The sequence below is a fragment of the Brevibacterium sp. HMSC07C04 genome, from assembly GCF_001815905.1.
Lineage (GTDB): Bacteria > Actinomycetota > Actinomycetes > Actinomycetales > Brevibacteriaceae > Brevibacterium.
The window spans coordinates 1-2204 of record NZ_KV823235.1; the positions used below are offsets into that span (position 1 = coordinate 1).

1 protein-coding gene is annotated in these 2204 nt (G+C 55.1%); it reads right to left on the reverse strand.

From position 1 onward, the window contains the following. Positions 1-2149: alpha/beta fold hydrolase (locus tag HMPREF3162_RS00290; protein ID WP_070776530.1), on the reverse strand; the 2149-nt coding region annotated here is incomplete at its 3' end. Between the last annotated feature and the right edge of the window lie 55 nt (positions 2150-2204).

A 2204-nucleotide genomic window follows, 5' to 3' on the forward strand; every position in this document is an offset into this window, starting at 1 on the left:
AAAACGCATGAACAGTCGTATCCACACACTCCGGCCCCGGAGCGGTCGACGTGAGGCCACCGAAGGCGCCATGACTGGTCCCGGACACGCTCAACAGCGAACCGTCAATCATCTCCGCCATCTTCACACCATTGGCATACGGTGTAGCAGGATCATGCGTCGTCGAAATCACCAGAATATTCGGCACCTTCGACAACTTCTGCGGCTTCGGCAACGTGCCCTTGAACTTCCAAAAATCACACACGTCATAACGGCCAGGTGAAACACTCGCCCGCTGGAACGGCGCAACAGCATCATACGCTTCAACAAACTTACGCGCCCGAGCCAGCTTCGCCTTATCCACCGGCTCATCAGCCCTATTAGAATCCGTACACCGAATATTGATTCCCGCTGCGCGCATCGGATCGTAGTGGCCGTCGTAGCGACTGTTATCCCAGTCAGCGAGTTGCAACAGCATAGGCGCGGACTTGCCTTCTTTGAGCTCATTCAGCGCAAGATTCAAGTTTCCCCAATAGTCGGTGCTCTCGAGCCCCTGGAGCATTCCCGTACGTCCGTCCATAAACGTCACACGCCGCTTGTCATTTTTCCGCCCAGTAGGCAGGCCCTTGCCACCATCGGCTGTTTCAAGCTTCTGCAGAAGCTTCGTGTTGTTTTCAGTAAGCACCTTGACATCGTTAGTGTCACCCAAAGCGCACCGGAAGGTTTTATTCTCAACCGGGGTAAACTGAAAGTCGTGGGGCCACAGTTCGCCGTAGGTTTTGCCTTCCCGGCCCACGGCAACACAGTTTTTGGCAAACTCTTCAAAGGCGTTCTGGAAACCGGCACCCTGTTCAACAGCTTTTTTCTGATTGGCGTTCAAGCCATCGAGGTCAGGTTTTCCGCTGGCTTTGCCTCCACCGGATACGGACGTTTCATCCTTGCCTTTGCTGGCTTTGTCTGGTCCGGCAGGTGCTTCCTCAGGGTCTTCGAGATCAGCAAAACTATCTGAGCGTTCATTGACTTCTTTGAGCGCCTTGGCGTCCTCGGCATCGCCCGGGTCGACAACACCGTCGAAGACCAGTTTGCCGACATTGTCGCCAAACTTCTGCGCATAGCGATACCCCAACGATGTTCCGTAGGACTGACCGACGTAGTTCAGCTTCTTATCACCGACAACAGAACGCAGCATGTCCATATCGCCAACAGCATCCCACGTGCCCAGGTGCTTAATCAGGTCTTTCCGGCCTTCAGCATCAAGACCAAACAGCTTCCCGGTGTTGTCAAAACACGCCTGAGCAGTCTTCTTGATTTCGGCATTGTAGACCTCTTCAGCCTTGTCCCTGCCGTCTTTCAACGGGTTCAAAGCACGCGAAGCATCCCGCTCCTTATCTGACTCGCACTCCGAAAACGGCATAGAATCGCCAACACCACGGGGATCAAAACCCACCATGTCGAAGTTCTCGGCAATCTCGAAATTGGTGTACGCCTGCCCATCGGCGTGACTCAGGCCGGGCTGGCCAGGGCGTCCGGCATTAAACAGGATGGAGCCCTGCGGCTTTTTATTCGGCGTGAACTTTACACTGTCTTTAAGCTGCTCCAGCTTTCCGGCCTTGACACGTTTGACCGCAATTGCGATGTTGCCCTTGGCCGGGTTCTTCGCATCAATCGGCGCAATCATGTAACCGCACTCAGGCGCACGCCCGAGCATGTCAACCATGTCAGCCGAGTCGTCGAAATCGAGGGCTTCACAGTTCTTGGCAGACCAGTCGATCTTCTGACTGTAGTAAGCCTCTAAACCAGCCGGAACCTTCCCGGCAGACTTACCACCAGGCTTCGGGGCAGGAATCTCATAGCGTCCCTCGCCCTTCTTAAACAGCTTTTTGGCAAGCTCCGGATAATGCTCATCCGGCTTCGCAGCCTTCGCAGCATCCTTCTGACCAGACTTCTCAGAAGACTTGCCCTTCTGAGACTCAGCCTCTGACGCATCCTCCTTCGGCTGACCAGACGGCTGATCCGAGGCAGACTCACCAGCCTCATCCGTAGGTTCATGGCTTGGACCAGCACTTGGTGATTCCGGTGCCGGTTCTGCCGGAGCATCACCCACCGGGCTCGCACCAACCGGCACACCTACACCAACAGCAAGAGACGTAACAGCAACCGCAGCGAACACAGAATGTGCGCAGCGCCTGAGCAAAGAATTAAACGGGGTCATAACAGGCAACAGT